Raw genomic sequence first — 20,608 nt, 5'->3', positions numbered from 1 at the left:
GTAAACATATTTACCGCTTAATTTGAAAGTGACGCTGCTCTTTAAATTTTTCTGCGATAAAGGCCACGAAGTAATTTTTGTTTGGGTGAGTTGCGTCGGGAGAATTATTATTCCCTTGCGACAGTGCTTTCAGGCCATGTTGTAAATCTCGACAATCGCAGAGGGTGTGGACCAACGCGCGATGATGTAACGCCATGATTCAAAAACGAATGTTGCGATTGGGTCGAACCAGTGTTTTTTTATTGTCGCAACGGCAGTCAGGTCACGCATCAAAGAGTTTATATCGCGCCGGGAGATGTACTTGTTTGTCCGCTGTGTTTAATGCATCAGTTCTGTCAGCGGAGTGTTTAACCGATAACTAATGGGAGGAATAGCTTTATTTTTTCAGTACCCAATATTATCAGTGATAAACGCGTACATTTAAGGTTGTACAAATAGCAGTACGAACCGATTAAGTGTATTAATGTTAAACAATGTGTTAATCGTAACCTGAAAGCCCTGACGTTTACCGTTGGGGCTTTTTTATTGACTTGCTTCACCGACGCCTGGTATTGGCTTATCCGCGATCACTCCTCTATATAGGTCAGCCTGAATCCCTCCTCGGATGGCGCAATAGACGCAAAACCGGGCCTGGCAAAATGCATACCGCCCACCAGCCAGTTCTGCCTGCTCGCCTGCAACATGATATGTCGTCGCGTCTCACGGGCTTTATCCGGATCGCAGTCGAAAGCGATGGAAACTTCAGGCTGTTCTGACTGAATCCGGGGGAAATGCACGATATCGCCCCAGATAAGCAGACTTTTTTCCGCGCCATCTATCCGAAAACTGGTATGGCCTGGCGTGTGGCCCGGCAGCCATACCGGTACTATCCCGGCAATGGTTTCATTTTCCTGCAGGTAGCGCAATTGCCCGGCGTAGGCTTCCAGCGTGGCACGGGCCAGCATGAAATTGTCTTTTCTGCGCGCGTCGGCCTGCGCCATCATCGCGTCATCCTGCCAGTAGGCCGCCTCCAGCGGATGGACATAGAGCCGGGCATGGCGAAAAACCGGTTGTCCGCAGGCGCTAAGTAACCCGCCAAGATGGTCAGGATGCCCGTGCGTAAGCAGGATAGTATCCACCTCTTCAGGGTGAACGCCCAGGGCAGAAAGACGCTCACTTAATTGCCCACCCGCATGATTTCTTCCCCCGGTCCCCGCATCGATCAGGAGCGTTCGCCCCCGGCCGCGAAGTAAATAACCATGAATATCGATGTTGCCGGGCTCAGTGATACCGGCACGTTGTTGAATCGCACTGGCTTCAGCAATCTCAATGCCGGAGAGAAGCTCGAGGCTGGCCTTCATAGTGCCGTCACTGAGCGCGGTTATCTGAAAATCCCCCACCTGGCAGGAGATCAAATCGGACTGAGACATTAACAATACCTTTCCTGAGTGACGGTGAGCGCGAAGACGAACATCCGTCTGCTTGACGTTTCTTCATGCTACCTGCTAAAGAGTGGCCTCAGAATCGATATTATTTCATTACTCAGTGACATTTTATCACTGAGTAATGGCGCGCCTTCGGGCAATGAGGTTTAACAATGCGCAGAAAACTCCCCAGCAACGCTGCCCTGCAGGCCTTTGAAGCCGCCGCACGGCACGGCAACTTTGCCCGCGCGGCGGAGGAACTCTTCCTCACCGAAGGGGCCATCAGCCGCCAGATCGCCCGCCTTGAAGGCCTGCTTGAGTGTAAATTGTTCGATCGCACCGGCAGTCGCGTGCAGCTTAACCCGAATGGCGCACGCTATGCGCACCGGGTACGTGAAACACTCGAACGTCTCGACCGGGATACGCAGTATCTGAAAGGCATTCCTGCCGACAGCCTCAGCCTGGAAATCGCCGCGCCACCGACCTTCGCCAGCCGTTGGTTAATCCCCCGGCTGGGCAACTTCAGGCAGAACCATCCGCAGATCACGGTGAATATTGCCGTCCGGACGGATCCCTTTATCCTTACCGGCAGCGGGTTCGATGCCGCGGTCCATTTTGACCACCCGGCCTGGGCGGGGATGCGCATCATCTTCCTGTTTCAGGAAAGGCTGGTGCCCGTTTGCCATCCGGATCTGCTAAAGGATAGCAATCCAGACGCGCAGTTAAATGCCCTGCCGCGCATCCACCGGCGCCAGACACCCGAGGCCTGGCAGCGCTATGCGCGGGAGTCCGGCATCCGGCTTGATAATCCCGCACTTGGTGTTCGTTATGATCTGCATGAAATGGCCATTGCCGCAGCGCTTTCCGGCCAGGGTGTAGCACTGGTGCCGGAAGTTTATGTTGCCAGGGAAGTGCGCCGTGGCGCGCTGGTGGCACCCTGGCCTGCTGCCGCCAGCCTGAGTAAAGATTTTTGCCTGGTGAAGCCTGCCGGGACCGGGGCGAACGAGGTGGCGCTCGAGGCCTTTACACACTGGTTACTGGAGGAAGTTCCGGCAGGATAAATAGCAACAGGCCCGCACCGGTACGGGCCTGCTTCAGGCGCTTAAGTGACGCTTAGATAGTGGTATCGCCGTTGGTGGCAATCACTTTTTTGTACCACTCGAAAGAGCGTTTTTTACTGCGCGCGCCGCTGCCGTTCCCGGCGTTGTCGCGGTCGACATATATCAGACCGTAGCGCTTTTTCATCTCACCGGTCGTAAACGAGACCAGGTCAATACAGCCCCAGATGGTGTAACCCATCACGTCCACGCCGTCACACTCAATGGCCTTCTTCATCTCTTCAATATGCAGGCTTAAAAAATCGATTCTCTGCCGATCGTCTATTCCCTGCGGGGTTAAGACATCGTTAGCCCCGAAGCCGTTTTCAACGATGAAGATGGGCCGCGCATAGCGGTTATTGAGCATATTGAGGTAATAGCGCAGCCCCGTCGGATCCACTGACCAGCCCCATTCGGTTGAGGGGATCCAGGGGTTTTTCACCAGTTGATTATCACCTAACAGGTTATCCTTCAGACGCTCCCCTCTGTCGGACGCTGAGAGCGTATTGCTGAGGTAGTAACTGATACCGATATAATCCACGGTGCCACGAGTCAGGGTGGCAAGATCCTCGTCAGTCACATCTATCTGATAACCCCGATTCTCCCAGGCTTTACGCACCCATGACGGATAGATCCCACGCACATGCACGTCAGTGAAAAAAAGCTGCTTTTCGTTTTCCTGCTGGGCAAGCAGGTTATCCAGGGGATCGCTGGTAAGAGGGTAGTTTGGCGTTGCCGCAATCATGCAGCCAATGCGAAATTCAGGATTAATTTTTCTGCCTGCTTCCACTACCCTGGCGCTGGCGACAAACTGATAATGCGCGGCCTGGTAGACCACCTCCTGGCGATCCTCCCCTTCCCCGTAAATAATGCCGGAGTTTGTAAAGGCATAAAGGGGGTTATCAAGGATCTGCTGGTTATTGATCTCGTTAAAGGTCATCCAGTATTTCACTTTGTGCTTATAGCGCGCCATGACGGTCGTGGAGAAGGTGGTGAAAAAGTCGATGAGCGCGCGATCGCGCCAGCCGCCAAAGGTCTCTACCAGATACCAGGGCATCTCGAAATGCGAGAGCGTAACCACAGGTTCAATACCGTATTTAAGCAGTTCATCAAAAAGCGCATCGTAGAAGGCAAGTCCCTCTTCATTGGGCGTGAGTTCATCGCCGCGTGGGAAAATGCGCGTCCAGGCAATACTGGTCCGAAAACATTTGAAGCCCATCTCAGCGAACAATTTAATATCCTGCGGGTAGTGATGATAAAAATCGATCGCATCATGGTTGGGGTAGAAATGACCGTCCAGAATGCCTGGCGTTATCTTCCGCGCGGTCACTTTGGTGCCATCAGTCATCACGTCGGCAATGCTGATACCTTTACCGCCCAGGTTCCATGCGCCTTCCACCTGGTGAGCGGCCACCGCGCCGCCCCAAAGAAAATCGTTCTTCATATTGAAATTCCTGTTTAAAAAGCCGTTATCTTCTGTTCGTTACCCTGCCAGCAGAGCGGCATTCACCGGTGGCGAATAATTTTGAATAAAATGTCGTTTTCGCTAACACGGCCATCCTGCTCGATATGCAGATCGCCGCCGGAACCCCGATCGTCGACATAAATCACTGGCGTAATCAGCGAGAGCCCTTCGCGTGCGATGGCCTCCCTGTCAAAGGTCATCAACACCTGACCTGCTGAAAAGTGATCCCCCACCTTCACCGCTGGGGTAAAACAGCGACCGTTGAGATGCACGGTATTGATACCAACATGAATAAGCACCTCATCGCCTTTATCCGAGGTCACGCCGATGGCATGGCGGGAAGGGAACATGGACGAGACCACGCCATCAAAGGGGGCATAAACACTGTTGTCGAGTGGAATGATACCGACCCCCTGCCCCACCACGCCGCTGGAGAAGACATCGTCCGGGATTTCGCTAAGCGGGATAACCTCACCACGCAGGGGCGAAAAAATATCGCTTACCGGTCCGTTTTTTGCCGCCGGGGTCGTAGCCGTAGCAACCGGTGCAGCAGGTGCAGCAGGTGCAGAGGATGGCACAGCCGCCACGTCAGGGAGCAGTTCTCCCTCTTCGCCTTTTTTAACGCCAAAGCACCAGGCCAGCACAGCACCTGAAATCATCGCTGCCAGCACACCGGTGAAATAACCGAGTTTCGGGGTGTAAACCGGGATAGAGAAGACGTTATGGAAAACGTACGCGTTCATGGTCACGCCCGTTACCCCACAGATAGCCCCACCGATAGCTCCAGCCAGCGCGACGATCACCATCAGACGCTTGTAGCGCAGGATCAGGCCATAAACGATAGGCTCGGTCACCCCCGCGAGCAGACCGGTCAGAATAACCGGACCGGTTAACGCACGCATTTTCGAGTGTTTGCGGGCGCGCAGCCAGAAGCCCATCGCCACACCAATTTGTGCAAAGACAGAGGCCACTGCCATACCTTCAATCGGGTCCCCGCCGGTGATGCGCAGGTTTTCCAGAGTGACAGGTGAAAAGCCCCAGTGTAGCCCCAGCATCACCATAAATGGCATTCCGCCGCCAATCACAATCCCTGACAACAGCTTGCTCTGGTTAATCAACCACATCACGCCATGCGAAAGACCGTTGCCCAGTACCGTTCCGAAGGGGCCAAAGAACAGAGCAGTAAAAGGTACCATGATCATCAGGGAAATGAGCGGCACCGCAAAGAGCTGGATCTCTTTATAGATGATGCGTTTAAGCAGCTTATCGAGCCAGGCGTAGATAAAGATGGCAATAAATATCGGGAAAATGGTGGTGGCGTAGTTTACCGCCGTCAGACTTATGCCTAAAAAGGTGGTGTCCGCTTTACCAATCAACGCGGTAAAGGTCGGTTCCATCAACGCCGCACCGAGGGTACCCCCGACGTACATATTACCGCCGATTTTGTTGGCAAGCGTGATGCCCAGGAACACCGGCAGAAAATAGAAAATGGCATTACTGGCAGCGCTGAGTACGGCATAGGTATCGCTGGCGTCAGAGAGTAATTTTGCTTCTACCAACACGGTCAGCACCGCTTTCAGCATCCCTGAACCGGCCATCGCCGGAATTAATGGACTAAAGGCGCTGGAGATAATTTCAAATACCGCGTCCATGCTGAATCTTTTACTTTTTACTGCATCATGACCTTCACCGGAGGCTTGTTTATCTTTTCCGGTTACGGCCAGTATGGCCTCATAATATTCTGCTACCGCACTGCCAATTACTATTTGATATTGCCCACCACTCTCTACGGCCGTAAGTACCCAGGGCAATTTTTTAAGTGCTTCGCCCTTCGCCAGAGAGGAATCTTTTAAAGAGAAACGCAAGCGGGTGGCACAATGCACCACGCTTTGAATATTCTCTTTGCCTCCTACCAGCGAGACGATCTCTTTACTCTCATTTTCATATTTCATGATGCCACCTGGTCTTTGTTTTTTTCTTCAGGTAATAGCAGGCCATAGAAAATGGCGGAACATTTCCCTGGTGTTGGCCTGCTGATAAATAAAATCAGGTATTTACTGATAACCGATTGAGACGCAGGGTGAGATAAACAATATCGTCCCGCGTGACTAACCAGTCATATTTACTTTCTAAGTAGCGTTTTATTTTCATTGCACAGAGATAATCGTTTTTGTAACGTCCGGTCAGCAGCCGCTCCAGCGTTGTGTCACTGTCATCAATGGCTTTAGTTTTTAAATGACGCATGATGTAGTAACGCACATGAGTGACGAACCGGTTATAATCATAGGCCGCCTCATTAAACTCCTTTTGATAATGATATTTAACAATATCGAGAATGTTATTAATAATTTGCGTCACTTTCATGGTTTCATGCATGTCATTTTCCAGAATGCCACCATTGACGATATGCAGCGTAATAAATACGGCTTCATCATCGGGCAGGGCGACGGAAAAGGTGTCGCGAATTTTTTGTAATGCCTGCAACGCATATTGATATTCGTTGAAGTAAATTTGTTTAATATCCCATTTCAGCGGGCTACTGATGGTTACCCCTTCACGCGAACGCTTGAGGGCAAAACCGATATGGTCCGCCAGAGCCGGAATAATCGCCTCGTCAATCCGGTAACCTAAAACCTGTTCACCATTTTTTATAATGCCAATGGCTATCTCAATTTCTTCGGCATTGATATGCGACGCCAGTGAGTGGTTGGTTTTACTGAGCGCCGCGGTCGCCAGCACAAAGCGCTTTTCCACCAGGGCCGCATCCACCAGATCCCCTTCGCGCTTGTTGAATCCCAGCCCTTTACCAATGACGATTTCTTCCTGACCCTTGTCATTAAAAACCAGAGACACATTGTTATTAAATACTTTCAAAATCTTCATGACAGCGCCGTCGGTTTTCTTCAGGTAAAAAAAAACGTGACCAATTGATTCCCGTCAGGGAACAAATTGGTCACGCCTGCATTATCAGTAACGATCCTCTGCGGCTATTGATAAGGAAGTCCGTCGCCGAAGGCAATGGTCGCCCCGCTTATTTGTGATTAGATTCACAGAAAAGCATTCATCAGGATGATGATTAAACAGTAACGCCATGCCGCTCTGCTTATCAGCGAGCGGCCCATTGCGTCAGCAGGGCATGCAGCGTGGCAGGCTCAAGCGGTTTGCGCAGTACCATATACCCTTCTTCTTCCGCTTCGCGCAGCACCGGTGAGTTAAATTCACCGCTGACCATCGCCCCGCTGACGTTTGGCAGACGCTCAAGCAGCGCCTTTAAGATCTCAAAGCCACTTTCACCCGACCGCAGCCGCTGATCGCACAGCACAACCTCGGGGATAAACCCGTCGTCGACAATAGCAAATGCCTCTTCTGCAGAGGCGGCACAGCGCACGGCGACGCCCCAGCTACTCATCAGGCTCTCCCAGGCGGAGGTCACCAGCGGATCGTCGTCGACCACGAGGCAAGAACCACTCAACGAAGTGCGGCGCGTAACGGGGACGGCAGCATTACTAGCCGGCGCAACGTCCACCGCCTTGACCTCTCCCTCGTACTGCCTGAACCGCATCCAGAAGCGGGAACCTCTCTCCTCAACGGACTGCATGCCATATTTTACGTTCATCAGTTTCGCGCAGCGCGCCACCACGGCAAGTCCAAGGCCGTGCCCGGCACTGTCTATCTTCCATGCCAGTTCGGGTCGATAGTAAGGTGAGAAAACTTTGTTTTTTTCGCCATCGGCGATGCCTACGCCGGTGTCCCATACTTCAAGGAGACACTCAGCACCGCGCGGGCGAATCGCCACCAGCACGCCCCCTTGCTGGGTATAGCGCAGGGCATTCTGAATAAGGTTGATCAAGGACTGGCGCACAAGAAGCGGATCGCCCATCACGTGGATACGCCGCCCGGGCCGCCAGGTGCGTAGCGCAAGGCCACGGCTCCTCGCCTCCTCGCGAAAAAGCGTGATAACCGAGTCCAGCAGCGCGCCGATATCCACATGGGTTGCAGCGGTAGCCATATTGCCTGATTCAATTTTGCTCAAATCAAGCAGTGAGTTGAACATCAACTGCACGGATCGCACGCTTTGCTGGAGATCCAGCAACTGCGGCATCAGTGCATCGTTGCGGTTTTTATGGACAATCGCCTCAATCAAAAACCCCATCGCATGCACGGGCTGACGCAAATCGTGGCTGGCGGTGGTCAGAAACTGATTTTTATCCTGCAGCGCCTGCTCCGCTTCCTCTTTTGCCTGGCGAAATTGTTCGGCCAGCCGGGCACTCTCCTCTTCAAGTCTGGCCTGCTGAATGAAAAAGGCGTGTGACGTTAAAGCGTGGCGGTAAATAGCAAAGCCATAGAGGAGATTCAGCATCAGAACAATGAGCATCACGTTGTCGAGGCGACAGATAATGCCGAGATTCAGCACGCCCCAGGAGGTGAAAAAAAAGCGTTTAAAAGTACTAATGACCGGCGTCAGATGCGTTGCATTGGCGGCGACGATCGCGGCGATGCTGATATTCAGCAGCAGGAAAAAATCAAAGTTTTGACCCTGCGGTGTTATCCAGTAAAGCGAAGAAATTCCCAGTCCGTGGGCAAAGGCCACTTTATTTATATGGGGTAGCCAGCGTTGCAGAACCGCCTCTGCATTTTTTTCACTGACCTCACGCTGATAACGGTGATGCCATATTCTGATAGTCACGGCACAGAACAGGTAAATAACAATCCAGACCACCACCGGCGCAAAGTCTTTACCCAACCAATAAAGCCAGAGCGCAAAGGGCATGCCCACGAAAGGCACGGCGCTGAAGCTAAACACCAGGCGGATGAAGGTATTATTCAGTAGCCGGATCTGGGCTCGGGGAGAAATGGCGCCACCTTCCATATTAACCATCCACTTCATGGTTTCTCTTCCCGGTGGCCGTGAAGGAGGGTAATGACTTCTACGCGGGTATTTACGCCAAGTTTTTTTAAAATATTGCTGATGTGCTCTTTTACCGTGGGTTCAGATATTGAAAGCTGCAAGGCAATCCGTTTATTTGGCAGGCCGCGCATCATCATCTGAAGAACCTCATATTGCCTGGGGGTTAAGTTAAATCTCTGTAGTATATTGCTATTTTTATCCGCGATATCTGTTCTGGCCTCAGGAAACCACAACTGGTTATTCATCAATGCCTGAACTGCCCGACCAAATAATTCCGGCGTCTCGTTTTTCAGTACGAACCCGTGCCCACCAGCACTCTGCACTTTCATCCAGATATCATTATTTTCATCGCCACTGACTACCAGCAAACGCGTTTTGGGAAAGCGCTGCTTCATCTCTTTTAATAATTTCAGTGCAGTACCTGACGAGAGCCAAAAGTCGATGACCAGCAGGTCCGGCGGGCCATTATCGCGAATATGACGATTGCAACTCTGCTCATCCGTCACCACAAATCCGGGTCTGAAGCCAACATGGGTCGTCAGGAAATTGGCGATTCCACTACCCACCAAAGGGTGATCGTCAATTACCAACGCAATATATTTTCCCACCGTTTTCTCCTTTTTGTATGTGGTATCAGCGTTATTCTGACAACTTTCCTATTAACATCCACTCCCTACTTTAGGAGGGTTTTTTAATCCCGGAAAGAGAAATATCTTACCTCGGGGTTTAAAAAAGATAAACGTATTGCCATGCAGCAATCGATACTGCCTGGTTACAAGGATAATTTATGAAAAAACCACTCATCGCGCTTGCCGTTACAATGATGGTAGCAGGTTGTTCAACGCTAAAAACCGATCAGGCTATTCCTCTGCTTCAGGCGGAAACAGCAAAAATGCTGGGGCTGGGATCATCAGATGAAATTACTGTTACTCAAGTGAATGGCGCGCAGCCTGATGCGCTGGGCGGCCAGAAACTTACCTACCGCGCGACAACTGAAAAGGGCCGAATTTTCGATTGCTCATCCATGATGATGCCAGGCATTTTAGGCTCTGCGCCTTCCCTGAGCGCACCAACCTGTACGCCTGTCGTTACCCATAAATAATTTGTCGCAGAGAACATTACTGTCGTTCTCTATTTTCACTCGACGAAGCGTAATGGCCAGGGAGTCACAGGTATTCGCTTCGCCGGTTAATTTACCTGCACGCCTGAATTCGCGAAATAAAAGGTCACACACGTCTGTATTTTAATATTTATAAAACAATGGCCTTCGCGACATCACGTTAATCAATCTGGAGATAGCACGTGAATGACAATTTCTCGCACCATTTAAAAGTAAAAACTTCATTCTCTAAACTTTACCTCGCCCTGTTCTCTGCCCCGCTGATGCTTTTAACGCCCGTGGAAAGTCGGGCTGCTGATGCAATTTTTGACGGCGATAACCGCGTCGCGGAGTCACTGGTCTATACCAATGATGTCTATGTAGGTCGTAATCAGAGCGGCAACCTTCTGATAGATAATGGGAAAATCACCGCTTACAACATCAACATCGGCCGACGCTTCAACGGACAGATTTATGAAAGCTCAGTGACGGTCAGCGGGCCGGATGCCGAACTGAACGCCCTGAACGATCAGGCCGTACTGCACGGTAGTCTGGATTTGGGACTCGGCACGCTACGGGTGGAAAACGGCGCGCTGGCCAGTGCCAAAGAAATTGTGGTTGGCACCACGAGCGGCTACGACAGCCATCTCATTGCCACCGGTGCTAACTCCCGTGTCACCAGCAACTACCTGAGTGTTGGCACCACCGCAGGCTCACGCTCCACCTTATCCGTCGAAAATGGTGCAGTGGTGACCACCGCCAACCAGGCGCGGATCGGCGATGGCTACCAGCCGGATGAGGCTGACAAACTAAACCCGAAAGCAACGGTAACCGGGGAAAACGCGCAGTGGAACGTCGCCCAGTTGCTCACCCTGAACGGCGATATGGACGTGCTTAACGGTGGCTCGGTGTCCGTTGGCAGCATTGAGGTCGCAGGGGTTTCCGGGTCGAGCAAAACCGCCGAGCTCTACGTAGCGGGCAATAACTCCCGCTTCACCAGCGGCAGCAACCTCCTCGTCGGCGATTACGGTAACGGCGTAGTATCGGTAGCAGACGGGGGCTCGGTTTCTGCAGGTGCCAACACGCTGGTGCTGGGCGATACGGGTTCAGGCTCTAATCGCGGTGCACTGATTATCGGCAGCCGGGGCAATTTTGATACCGGCACTGGTCTTACTGAGCCGACGCTGGGTACAGCGGGTGGCGCAGGTACGATTGATCCACAGACGGCGATTAACCTGCGTGGCGGGCTGTTTGGCAGCTACGTCTACTTCAACCATACCGATGAAAACTACCAGTTCACCAACAACATGAGTGGTGAAGGTGATGTCATCAACGCTTCCGGGCAAACCACGCTCAGCGGCGATCTGACCGGGTTGCAGGCAAACGTCCTTGCGCGAGGCGGCAAAATTATTATCGCCAGCGATATCAATACGCAGCCTGAAACCGATATTTTTGAGATTCAAACCCTGAGCGCGGAAAATGGCGGGACACTGATCCTTAACGCGACCGCCGGGAGCGATGTCAGCAACGGCCTCGGCTACAGTAGCGCTGCGTCGATTAAGGCGGGCGGTACTCTGGGGGGTAACGGCACCCTCGGGCAGACAGAAATTCTCTCTGGCGGTCACATCTCCCCTGGCGACGGTGGTATCGGCACCCTGACGCTGAAACGCTACCTGAACTTTATCGGCGAATCGTTCTATGACGTCGATATCACCGGTGACGGTCGCAGCGACCTGCTGAACGTTGAAGGCAAAACAACCATCAGCAACCAGGCGACCGTGCAGGTTACCGCGCTTGATCCGCAAACCAGCTATCAGACGGGTCAGACTTACCGCATCCTTAACTCGGCAGGCGGCATTGAGGGCCAGTTCGCCTCGGCAGTGTCAAAATCAGCCTTCCTCGACGTTGCGCTGAACCAGAGCGCCAATGCCGTCGACCTGAGCATCGCGCAGAAAGAGAGTGGTGGGAATCCAGGCAATCCTGAGAACCCGGGCAACCCTGAGAACCCGGGCAACCCTGAGAATCCGGGCAATCCTGAGAATCCGGGCAACCCTGAGAATCCGGGCAACCCTGAGAACCCAGGCAACCCTGAGAATCCAGGCAACCCTGAGAACCCAGGCAACCCTGAGAATCCAGGCAACCCTGGCGCGGGTAATCCGGGCAGCGGAAAACCGGGCATTTTCCAGACCGTCGCCCAGACGGGTAACCAGTGGAATACCGCTGGTGCCCTCTCAACCCTGACGCAGAGTGGTCCATCGCTGGCGCTCTATAACTCATTACTGATGCTCAGCGCACCGGAAGCCCGTGAAGCCTTTAATCAGTTATCAGGCGAGGTTTATCCGTCCGTACAGTCCACCTTGATTGCGGGCAGTAATCAGGTGTTCAACGTACTGAATCAGCGCATGATCCAGTCCTTCGACGATGACGGTCTGCCGGTTCCGGCTCTGGCGATGTCGTTTGTGCAATCTCCCGCAGAGCAGAGCAACGGTGTATGGGGCCAGACCTTTGGCTCCTGGGTGAAAACCGATGGCGATGGTAATACCGGCAAGCTGGACGGTAACACCGCAGGTTTCCTGCTGGGTGGCGATCGTAAGCTGGAAGGGCAGAACGTGCGGCTCGGTGGTTTCTTCGGTTACAGCCGTGGGAACTACGATATCGACAGCCGTCGCTCCTCATCAGATATCGATAACTACCATCTCGGTCTGTATGCGACAGGACGTCAGGAGGCCTTCTCACTGCGCGGCGCTGTCGGCTATACCTGGCATAAGATTGACGCCGAGCGTCGGGTGGACTTTAGCGGCTACTCGGATCGACTGAGCGCTGACTATGACGCCAGTTCACTGCTGGCTTATACCGAAGCGGGTTATCGTTTCGGTCAACCGGAAGAGAACGTTGAGCCGTTTATTAACCTGAGCTATATCCGCGTGGATACGGATAATTTCCAGGAAAAAGGGGGGGCCGCCGCGCTGCGCGTACGTACCGAAACGACGGATACGTTCTACTCCACCCTTGGGGCGCGCGGCGTGACAGAACTGCCGAAAAACGTCAGCCTCTATGGTTCACTGGGCTGGCAGCACGCCTACGGTGATAAAAAAGCCTCCTCGCAGATGGCGTTTGCCGGTAGCGATGGCTTTACCACCGAAGGAGCGCCGGTGGATAAGGATATGCTGGTAGGCGATGTGGGCGTCAGCTTCAGGCTGCCGCACGCGGCAACGCTGAACGTGGGCTATAAGGGACAAGTCGGCTCCGACACGCGTATCAACTCGGTGAACGCCAATCTGCGCTGGTCGTTCTGAGTTCTGTTACCATTTGACACCAGGCCGCCCCGCAACGGGCGGCTTTTTTTCGGTTTATGGCGTACCTGCCCCCCGCCTTCAGAGTGGTTGTCTCACCACTGCGCCTTAACTCTCTTTGTCGGGAATACGGGCAATCACCTTTATTTCAAAATCGAATCCCGCAAGCCAGGTCACGCCAACGGCCGTCCAGTTTGGATAAGGCGGTTTCGGGAAAATGGCCTGCTTCACCGCCATAATGGCGGGGAATTGATTTTCCGGATCGGTATGGAAGGTCGTGACATCAATCAGATCATCAAACGTACATCCCGCCGCTGTGAGCGTCGCCTGCAGATTATCGAACGCCAGTTGCACCTGCGCGGTAAAATCGGGCTCAGGAGTACCATCGGCACGGCTTCCGACCTGGCCGGACACAAACAGCAAATCGCCTGACCGAATCGCGGCAGAGTATCCATGCTCCTGATAGAGTGCATGGCGGTTAGCGGGAAAAATCGGTTCGCGCTGGATCACAGGTACACCTCTTTTTTAAACCATGTGGGATCAGGTAAGCAAAGCACGCATGAATGATTTAACATACCTGGCGTATGTTGAATAGATATCACATACGTCGCGTATGTCAATTGAAATACGTGCCGTATGTGAAAAAGGAGGGTCTATGGCGACAAAACGTCGCAGTGAAATGATGGAAGAAAATCGCGCAAAAATGATTACCGCCGCGCGAAAAGCTTTTGCTGAAAAAGGGTTTGCCGAGGCCTCTATGGATGAGCTGACGGCCAGTGTCGGCCTGACCCGTGGAGCGCTGTATCACACCTTCGGCGATAAAAAGGGCCTTCTCGCCGCAGTCGTCGCACAGATAGATAGTGAAATGGCACAACAGGCCAGAGCCTCCGCTGCGTCTGCGGGTGATGACTGGGAAAGATTGCTGGCGGAAGGTATTGCCTACATCAGGATGGCGCTCGACCCGGAGGTCAGGCGCATCGTTTTACTTGATGGTCCGGCCTTTCTTGGGGATCCCACTCAATGGCCGAGCCAGAATAGCTGTCTTGAGTCCACACGACAGACACTGGTAAAAATGGCCGAACGTAAAGAAATCAAAGCGATGGATACAACCGTCGCGGCACATCTGCTTAACAGTGCTGCGCTTAATGCTGCCCTGCTGGTTGCAGCCAGTGATAAACCTCAGCAGACACTGCCGGACGTGATTGAGGTTTTTACTCTGCTCGCAGGTGGGTTACGCAGCCGTTGATGCCCAGCCGGTTTCAGGGGCACATAGAGGTTCCTGAAACCGGGAGAGAGCATAACGTGATCACGGATGCATAGTTTTTATGAAGGTAATTTTGTCTTCACCGATAGCATAGTAATCACGTATCCGGGCTTCCTTGATAAAACCCTGCTGGTTATAGAACGCACGAGCCGCGCTATAGTCACTCAGGCTTGAAGTGTCGACTAACAAGAGTCTGCCCTCTCTGGCTTTCACTGCTTTTTCAACGTGATCTAATAAAGCCAGACCAATACCCCGACGCTGATGAGAAGGGGTTATCCATAGCAGCAATAAATTCCAGACATGCGTGGTCATGACCTCCGGGGCGCAATAAGCCATACCCACGAGGCCCTGCTGGTCGGCACTAAACCATATCTCTTCTGTTTCGCCTGAAAAATAGCGCTGGAGCCTCTCCCGTACATGCAATAACCCCTCCTCATCAAACTGACCACTACGCCTTAACATGATGAGCAAGGGTTCAACATCAGAGGGTTCGACCGGACGAATAAGCATATAAAATCCTTTTTACAGTGCATAATTAAAACTATTACATTGAATTTATTAATAATTGCATAACAGAGATGATATGAAAACCGTGCAGCGCTGCGGGGTGCCTGAGGTGACAGGGATACAATGATGGGGGTCGAGCTAAAAATGGTACGCCCTACAGGGTTCGAACCTGTGACCTACGGCTTAGAAGGCCGTTGCTCTATCCAGCTGAGCTAAGGGCGCACTGATTCCCTTTCGGGAGGGTTGCGGACAGGGATTATACGGTCAACACCTGTCGAGTCAATGACTTTGCGGTCAGATGCTCGTGAAGTGAGCACCTGACCGCACTTTCCTTACTGCAACATTAAGCAGGGAACATAAACGGTAACTGACAGCGAGACACACTTCTGACAAACTATACGCATCCCCTTTCTTTTTTAGTTACAGATGGAATCTTCTCTCTGATGGCAGCAAAGATTATTGACGGTAAAACGATTGCGCAGCAGGTGCGCGCTGAGGTTGCTGAAAAGGTGAAAGCCCGAGTTGCAGCCGGATTACGTGCCCCCGGGCTTGCGGTTGTGCTGGTTGGCAGCAACCCGGCCTCGCAAATTTATGTCGGCAGCAAACGCAAAGCATGTGAAGAGGTTGGTTTCCTCTCCCGCTCTTATGATCTGCCGGAAACGACAACCGAAGCTGAACTGCTGGCGCTTATCGATAAGCTCAACGCAGACGGCACCATTGATGGCATCCTGGTGCAGCTCCCCCTCCCTGCAGGCATAGATTATGTGAAAGTCCTGGAACGGATCTCACCGGATAAAGACGTCGATGGCTTCCACCCCTATAACGTGGGTCGCCTGTGCCAGCGCGCGCCGCGTCTGCGCCCGTGCACGCCACGTGGGATTGTGACGCTGCTTGAGCGTTATAACATTGATACCTACGGCCTGAACGCCGTGGTGATTGGTGCATCCAACATCGTTGGTCGCCCGATGAGCATGGAACTGCTGCTGGCGGGTTGTACCACCACCGTAACCCACCGCTTCACCAAAAATCTGCGCCATCACGTCGAGAATGCCGATCTGCTGGTGGTTGCCGTAGGCAAACCGGGCTTTATTCCGGGCGAGTGGATCAAAGAAGGTGCCATCGTTATTGATGTCGGCATTAACCGCCTTGAAAGCGGCAAAGTGGTAGGTGATGTGGAGTTTGAAGCGGCATCCGCACGTGCGTCATACATTACACCCGTGCCTGGTGGCGTTGGCCCGATGACCGTTGCCACCCTGATTCAAAACACCCTTCAGGCCTGCGAAGAGTATCACGACGTGGAGAATGCATAAGATGGCAACTTTTTCCCTGGGTAAACACCCGCACGTAGATTTATGCGACCTGCTCAAACTGGAAGGCTGGAGCGAAAGCGGCGCACAGGCCAAAATTGCTATTGAAGAAGGTCTGGTGAAGGTCGATGGTAAAGTCGAAACCCGTAAACGTTGCAAGATCGTTGCAGGTCAAACCGTTGCTTTCGAAGGCCAGAGCGTGACGGTCATTGCCTGAGTACCCTGTTCTGCAGGCCCGTGCTGCGGGCCTGTAACCCTACTGCTCCCCCCTTCCCCTGCCATCTTCATATTTTGATCCTCTTCGCATAATCACAAATTCCTCTGTCCGGCACAGTAATTTCTGTTGCACCAGACTGGTTCCTCTTTCACGATAGGTAGAACGTTCTACTAAAACGTTCTACTTACAATAATAGTGCACAATGTGCGCAGAATAATGGTCGACACTCGGGGGAAATCAGGATGAGACTGTTATCAGGGTTCATAAAATCATTATCAAAGCTGTCAATGATTGGGCGGGCGTTAATGCTGCCTATCTCACTGTTACCGGCTGCGGGGCTGTTACTGGCATTCGGTGATAAGTTTCACTTACCACTGATGATGAACGCAGGCGGCGTTATCTTCGATAACCTGCCGCTGCTGTTTGCTATTGGTTCGGCAGTGGGGCTGGCATCAGAATCGGGTATCGCTGCCCTCTCTGCTGCGGTTTCGGTCTTTATCACCAACATCACCATTGGCACCGTACTGTCGATAACGCCAGAGATGGCCTCTCAGGGTGGTAAGTATGCTATGGTCGTCGGTATTCCGACCCTGCAGATGGGCGTGTTTGGCGGCCTTATTTGCGGCATTCTCGCGGCCTGGTGTTATAACCGCTTTCACACCATGCAGTTGCCGGAGTTCCTCGGCTTCTTCTCCGGTAAGCGCTTTGTCGCTATCGCCACGGCATTTATGTCCTTTATTCTGGGCCTGTTGCTGCCCTATATCTGGGAACATATCCAGGCCGGTATTGATGCGCTTTCGGTGATTGTGAACGGGGATAACCAGGCCGCATCGACCTTTATCTTTGGCCTGACGGAACGCGCGCTTATCCCACTTGGCCTGCACCACATCTGGTACCCGTCATTCTGGTACTCCTTCGGTGACTACACCACCCAGGCCGGCCAGGTGATTCATGGCGACCAGACTATCTGGTTCAAAATGCTGGAAGAAGGCACCAAATCTTTTAGCAGCGACACCTACCAGAATGCCGGTAAATTCATGCAGGGCGAGTTCCCGCTGATGCTGTTCGCCCTGCCGGCGGCCTGTCTTGCGATGTACCATGAAGCCCACACCAAAAACAAAAAAATTGCCGCCGGTATTCTCTTTTCCGCCGCGCTGACCTGCTTCTTAACGGGCATTACCGAGCCGGTCGAATTCACCTTTATTTTTGTCGCCCCGATTCTGTATGTGTTTAATGCCATCATGGCGGGTCTGGCATACATGAGCATGTACCTGATGCATGCACACATCGCCAAGTCCTTCTCGGCCGGGCTTATCGACTATATCTCTTTTGGGATCCTGCCCTCCTTCAACGGCTACGAAACCAACTTCTTAAGCGCAGTATTCATTGGCGTGCCGATGGCGCTGATTTACTACTTCACCTTCCGCTTCGTTATTCGCCGTTTCGATGTGAAAACACCGGGCCGCACGGAAGCCTCTGCAGACGCAAGCGATAAAACCGACGAAGAGCTGGTCACGGAAATCATTAGCCTGCTTGGCGGGGCGAAAAACATCGATACCGTGGGCTCCTGCATCACCCGTCTGCGCGTGGAAGTGTACAACGGGGAAAATGTCGATAAAGAGGGGCTTAACGGCGTTGGCGCGCGTGGCGTGGTCTTCGTCGGCGACAAAGGCGTACAGGTTATTTTCGGGGCGCGTGCGCAGTTTATTGCTCAGTCGATGGCGACAACCCTTGGCAAATAACCTTGTGCTGGTAAGGTAAATAAGTCTCCTGTATTCGTACAGGAGGCTTTACTATTTCTGATTGATTAATCTGTACTTTCAGGGAGCACGTTTGAAAAAGGTCAGCATTATTGATGTCGCAAAACTGGCGGGCGTTTCCGTTTCAACCGTGTCGCTGGTGTTGCGTCAGAAAGGCAAGATTTCTGACGCCACCATCGAACGCGTTCAGTCAGCAATCAATGAACTGGGCTACGTACACAACGTAGCAGCCGCTAACCTTCGCTCCAGCACCTCAAACCTGATTGGCCTCATTTTACGTGACTTTAGCGACAGCTTTTCGATTAAGGTGATGGCGAGTATTGTTCAGGCGCTTGAACGTAAAGGATTTATGGTGTTTCTCGGCCAGCCGCTTGATGATCACGACCATCTTGAACGCTGCCTGCTCTCCTTCAAACAGCAGGGTGTCGCAGGAGTGATTTATTTAGCCAGCGACCCGACCACCACGCACCTACCGGAACATCTCCGCCAGTGCCCCATGCCGCTGGTCGTGGTGTCTCAGTCCGTAGTGGATGATCCCTGTAATCTGGTGATGCGGGATAATCGTCAGGCTGCCAGTCTTGCTACCCGCTATCTGATTGAGCGCGGGCACCGCAGCATCGCCTATGTTGGCGGGCTGGAGAACGATCGCGTACGCCATCAGCGGCTCCTGGGCATGCATAGTGCGCTAAAACAGTACGGCATGGCACTGCGCGATGATTTCACCCCCGCCTGTCTCGAAAGCACCGACTCGGTGAGTCTGGCGACCCGTCATTTGCTGGAGAAAAATAACACGATAACGGCCCTGCTCTGCCATTCGCCTAATGCCATCATTGGCTCGATCAGCGGTATTCATCAGGTGGGGCGTACCGTGGGCAAGGATGTCTTCCTGACACAACAGGTAGCGCTGATTGGTTTTGAGGATATGCTGCACGTTAACCTCACCTCGCCCTCCTTTACCTACGTCTCCTCCGCCAGTGAAGAGACCGGGCGTCAGGCGGCAGGCCTGATGATGCGCAAACTGAAAGAGCCTGACTTACAGACCCAGCACATTACCCTCTCCGGGCAACTGGTGGTGCAGGAGTCAGCTTGATATTCCCTTTTACTCTCTGCCCAAATATCTCGTTTCGCCATTGCCGATAGACAAATAATGGCTGTTCTGTGCCACCGGCTTTGTTGGCCCGTATGACGTTCACGCGCCATCAGAGTGAACGTTTACCTGTGCGCTGACTTTCAGAAAACAGGTATCCGGTGATGGCGTCGCCTCGTTTATACTAATCTCTTTTGTTCAAGGACTGACGATGCCCACCATTATTACTCACGCCGCCGTACCGCTCTGCCTGGGACTCGGGCTTGGCAGCAAAGCGATCCCTCGCGGCTTACTGCTGGCAGGCATTGCGCTGGCAATGTTGCCGGATGCCGATGTGCTCTCCTTTAAACTCGGGGTGGCCTACGGCAATGTATTCGGCCACCGTGGCTTTACCCATTCGCTGATCTTTGCTTTTGTGGTGCCGATACTCGTTCTCTGGCTGGGAAGACGCTGGTTTAAGGCAAGCCTGATGCACTGCTGGGCATTTCTGACCGTGTCGCTGCTGTCGCACAGTTTGTTGGACTCGGTCACAACAGGCGGTAAAGGGGTCGGCTGGCTATGGCCGTGGTCGGATGAACGCTTTTTTGCCCCGTGGCAGGTGATTAAGGTCGCGCCTTTTGCTTTGTCAAAGTACACCACGCCCTATGGGCATCAGGTGATCATGTCCGAGTTATTATGGGTATGGGTGCCAGGTGTGATTTTTATGGCGGTGATGATGTTTTTGCGCAGGCGTTGAGAAATGCCCTCTCCCCCGCCGGGGGGGAAATCCCCAGTAATATGACGTTTTACAGCGATACCACGGCGAAATGAGAATTAAACCGTCACCGCGATGACAGGGTCCGGCTGAAAATCGATGAGGCGTTGACGGCTGACCGGGGCCGCCCGCAGGGAAGCGGGCGGAGGGGATAGCCTGCAGGGAGGCAGGCTGGTCCCCGACCCGATAGTCAGACGACATAAGACGACAAAATTGCCGGGAGCGATTTTGAATAGCGCCTGCGCTAGCCCTGAAAGGGTGAGCCCCAGGGATGGGGCGAATAATGCCGCGAAGCGGCGATTTTCCTTGCCGGGAGCCCGGGTCGCCAGGGTGGTGGCGGTGAACCACCCTGGCACGTTCACGGGTTCTGGCGTGACAGAAAAGCAAGGAACATAAGGTGAACGGAACGACCCTCAGAGCCGCATGTTCCCCCTCACCCTGGCCCT

At 53.0% G+C, this 20,608-nt stretch carries 17 protein-coding genes and 1 tRNA gene; 9 read left to right on the top strand and 9 right to left on the bottom strand.

What is annotated here, in order from left to right; genetic code table 11:
- Positions 1-566 precede the first annotated feature (566 nt).
- Positions 567-1,409, bottom strand: a complete 843-nt coding sequence (locus M1D91_RS05735) for an MBL fold metallo-hydrolase (protein WP_437433757.1) — start codon at positions 1,407-1,409, stop codon at positions 567-569.
- A 167-nt stretch (positions 1,410-1,576) separates the two neighbouring features.
- Here M1D91_RS05735 and M1D91_RS05730 point away from each other — a divergent pair, with 167 nt between their 5' ends.
- On the top strand, positions 1,577-2,464 hold the full coding sequence (locus M1D91_RS05730) for a LysR substrate-binding domain-containing protein (RefSeq protein ID WP_437433758.1): 888 nt from the start codon (positions 1,577-1,579) through the stop codon (positions 2,462-2,464).
- A 52-nt stretch (positions 2,465-2,516) separates the two neighbouring features.
- Here the strand turns inward: M1D91_RS05730 and M1D91_RS05725 are convergent, their stop codons facing one another.
- The 5 genes from M1D91_RS05725 to M1D91_RS05705 form a co-directional block, all read right to left on the bottom strand.
- Positions 2,517-3,944 carry a 6-phospho-beta-glucosidase gene (locus tag M1D91_RS05725; protein ID WP_437433759.1) on the bottom strand — a complete coding sequence of 476 codons (1,428 nt, stop codon included), beginning with the start codon at positions 3,942-3,944 and terminating at the stop codon, positions 2,517-2,519.
- Positions 3,945-4,006: 62 nt separating this feature from the next.
- A complete protein-coding gene (locus M1D91_RS05720) occupies positions 4,007-5,917 on the bottom strand; it encodes a glucose PTS transporter subunit IIA (RefSeq protein ID WP_437433760.1) in 1,911 nt (636 codons plus the stop codon).
- Positions 5,918-6,011: 94 nt separating this feature from the next.
- Positions 6,012-6,848, bottom strand: a complete 837-nt coding sequence (locus M1D91_RS05715) for a PRD domain-containing protein (RefSeq protein ID WP_437433761.1) — start codon at positions 6,846-6,848, stop codon at positions 6,012-6,014.
- A gap of 223 nt (positions 6,849-7,071) precedes the next feature.
- On the bottom strand, positions 7,072-8,853 hold the full coding sequence (locus tag M1D91_RS05710; RefSeq protein ID WP_437433762.1) for a hybrid sensor histidine kinase/response regulator: 1,782 nt from the start codon (positions 8,851-8,853) through the stop codon (positions 7,072-7,074).
- Positions 8,850-9,482: a LuxR C-terminal-related transcriptional regulator gene (locus M1D91_RS05705; RefSeq protein WP_437433763.1), complete on the bottom strand. Its 633-nt coding sequence runs from the start codon at positions 9,480-9,482 to the stop codon at positions 8,850-8,852. The genes M1D91_RS05710 and M1D91_RS05705 overlap by 4 nt, the downstream gene beginning before the upstream one ends.
- A 179-nt stretch (positions 9,483-9,661) precedes the next feature.
- Here M1D91_RS05705 and M1D91_RS05700 point away from each other — a divergent pair, with 179 nt between their 5' ends.
- Positions 9,662-9,976: a putative periplasmic lipoprotein gene (locus tag M1D91_RS05700; protein ID WP_437433764.1), complete on the top strand. Its 315-nt coding sequence runs from the start codon at positions 9,662-9,664 to the stop codon at positions 9,974-9,976.
- 200 nt (positions 9,977-10,176) lie between these two features.
- Complete coding sequence (locus tag M1D91_RS05695; RefSeq protein WP_437433765.1) at positions 10,177-13,269, top strand: autotransporter outer membrane beta-barrel domain-containing protein; 3,093 nt, start codon at positions 10,177-10,179, stop codon at positions 13,267-13,269.
- A 105-nt stretch (positions 13,270-13,374) separates the two neighbouring features.
- Here the strand turns inward: M1D91_RS05695 and M1D91_RS05690 are convergent, their stop codons facing one another.
- The gene (locus M1D91_RS05690; RefSeq protein WP_437433766.1) at positions 13,375-13,776 is read right to left on the bottom strand and encodes a RidA family protein; all 402 of its coding nucleotides are present in this window, start codon (positions 13,774-13,776) and stop codon (positions 13,375-13,377) included.
- A 145-nt stretch (positions 13,777-13,921) separates the two neighbouring features.
- Between M1D91_RS05690 and M1D91_RS05685 the strand changes: the two genes are divergently transcribed.
- Complete coding sequence (locus M1D91_RS05685) at positions 13,922-14,512, top strand: TetR/AcrR family transcriptional regulator (RefSeq protein ID WP_437433767.1); 591 nt, start codon at positions 13,922-13,924, stop codon at positions 14,510-14,512.
- Between the two features lie 60 nt (positions 14,513-14,572).
- Here the strand turns inward: M1D91_RS05685 and M1D91_RS05680 are convergent, their stop codons facing one another.
- The gene (locus M1D91_RS05680) at positions 14,573-15,040 is read right to left on the bottom strand and encodes a GNAT family N-acetyltransferase (protein WP_437433768.1); all 468 of its coding nucleotides are present in this window, start codon (positions 15,038-15,040) and stop codon (positions 14,573-14,575) included.
- A gap of 142 nt (positions 15,041-15,182) precedes the next feature.
- Positions 15,183-15,259: transfer RNA gene (locus M1D91_RS05675), tRNA-Arg, on the bottom strand.
- Between the two features lie 221 nt (positions 15,260-15,480).
- Between M1D91_RS05675 and folD the strand changes: the two genes are divergently transcribed.
- From folD to M1D91_RS05650, 5 genes are all read left to right on the top strand, one after another.
- On the top strand, positions 15,481-16,347 hold the full coding sequence (gene folD, locus M1D91_RS05670) for a bifunctional methylenetetrahydrofolate dehydrogenase/methenyltetrahydrofolate cyclohydrolase FolD (protein ID WP_437433769.1): 867 nt from the start codon (positions 15,481-15,483) through the stop codon (positions 16,345-16,347).
- Between the two features lies 1 nt (position 16,348).
- The gene (gene ybcJ, locus M1D91_RS05665; RefSeq protein ID WP_437433770.1) at positions 16,349-16,561 is read left to right on the top strand and encodes a ribosome-associated protein YbcJ; all 213 of its coding nucleotides are present in this window, start codon (positions 16,349-16,351) and stop codon (positions 16,559-16,561) included.
- Between the two features lie 242 nt (positions 16,562-16,803).
- A complete protein-coding gene (locus tag M1D91_RS05660; protein ID WP_437433771.1) occupies positions 16,804-18,303 on the top strand; it encodes a PTS transporter subunit EIIC in 1,500 nt (499 codons plus the stop codon).
- A 91-nt stretch (positions 18,304-18,394) separates the two neighbouring features.
- Positions 18,395-19,411 (top strand): Mal regulon transcriptional regulator MalI, encoded by a 1,017-nt coding sequence (gene malI / locus M1D91_RS05655; RefSeq protein ID WP_437433772.1) that lies wholly within the window; start codon positions 18,395-18,397, stop codon positions 19,409-19,411.
- 208 nt (positions 19,412-19,619) lie between these two features.
- The gene (locus M1D91_RS05650; protein WP_437433773.1) at positions 19,620-20,144 is read left to right on the top strand and encodes a metal-dependent hydrolase; all 525 of its coding nucleotides are present in this window, start codon (positions 19,620-19,622) and stop codon (positions 20,142-20,144) included.
- The last annotated feature ends 464 nt before the right edge of the window (positions 20,145-20,608 follow it).

This window comes from Enterobacter sp. SA197 (genome assembly GCF_054131575.1).
The sequence above is the reverse complement of the archived record's forward strand: the minus strand, read 5'-3'. Positions and strand labels throughout refer to the sequence as shown.

Coding starts and splice junctions, on each gene's coding strand:
- M1D91_RS05735 (WP_437433757.1), bottom strand. CDS start 1,409: ATGTCTCAGTCCGATTTGATCTCCTGCCAGGTGGGGGATTTTCAGATA.
- M1D91_RS05730 (WP_437433758.1), top strand. CDS start 1,577: ATGCGCAGAAAACTCCCCAGCAACGCTGCCCTGCAGGCCTTTGAAGCC.
- M1D91_RS05725 (WP_437433759.1), bottom strand. CDS start 3,944: ATGAAGAACGATTTTCTTTGGGGCGGCGCGGTGGCCGCTCACCAGGTG.
- M1D91_RS05720 (WP_437433760.1), bottom strand. CDS start 5,917: ATGAAATATGAAAATGAGAGTAAAGAGATCGTCTCGCTGGTAGGAGGC.
- M1D91_RS05715 (WP_437433761.1), bottom strand. CDS start 6,848: ATGAAGATTTTGAAAGTATTTAATAACAATGTGTCTCTGGTTTTTAAT.
- M1D91_RS05710 (WP_437433762.1), bottom strand. CDS start 8,853: ATGAAGTGGATGGTTAATATGGAAGGTGGCGCCATTTCTCCCCGAGCC.
- M1D91_RS05700 (WP_437433764.1), top strand. CDS start 9,662: ATGAAAAAACCACTCATCGCGCTTGCCGTTACAATGATGGTAGCAGGT.
- M1D91_RS05685 (WP_437433767.1), top strand. CDS start 13,922: ATGGCGACAAAACGTCGCAGTGAAATGATGGAAGAAAATCGCGCAAAA.
- M1D91_RS05680 (WP_437433768.1), bottom strand. CDS start 15,040: ATGCTTATTCGTCCGGTCGAACCCTCTGATGTTGAACCCTTGCTCATC.
- folD (WP_437433769.1), top strand. CDS start 15,481: ATGGCAGCAAAGATTATTGACGGTAAAACGATTGCGCAGCAGGTGCGC.
- ybcJ (WP_437433770.1), top strand. CDS start 16,349: ATGGCAACTTTTTCCCTGGGTAAACACCCGCACGTAGATTTATGCGAC.
- M1D91_RS05660 (WP_437433771.1), top strand. CDS start 16,804: ATGAGACTGTTATCAGGGTTCATAAAATCATTATCAAAGCTGTCAATG.
- M1D91_RS05650 (WP_437433773.1), top strand. CDS start 19,620: ATGCCCACCATTATTACTCACGCCGCCGTACCGCTCTGCCTGGGACTC.